At 50.6% G+C, this 312-nt stretch carries 1 rRNA gene; it reads right to left on the minus strand.

Annotation, left to right across the window (positions count from 1 at the left end):
- A 23S ribosomal RNA gene (locus tag QP990_RS12210) occupies positions 1-312 on the minus strand; the annotation flags it as partial.

Genomic DNA, 312 nt, shown 5'->3' on the forward strand with positions numbered 1-312 from the left:
AGGAATTTCGCTACCTTAGGATGGTTATAGTTACCACCGCCGTTTACTGGGGCTTAAATTCTCAGCTTCGCCAACAACGTTGACTAACCGGTCCTCTTAACCTTCCAGCACCGGGCAGGCGTCAGTCCATATACATCAACTTAACGTCTTCGCATGGACCTGTGTTTTTGATAAACAGTCGCTTCCCTCTATTCTCTGCGACCCCACAACGCTTAACACCGCAAGAGTGCTCACATCGTAGGGCCCCCCTTCTCCCGAAGTTACGGGGGCATTTTGCCGAATTCCTTAACCACAGTTCACCCGAACGCCTTA

Source organism: Corynebacterium sp. MSK071 (assembly GCF_030232125.1).
In the GTDB taxonomy this organism is placed as follows: domain Bacteria; phylum Actinomycetota; class Actinomycetes; order Mycobacteriales; family Mycobacteriaceae; genus Corynebacterium; species Corynebacterium kefirresidentii.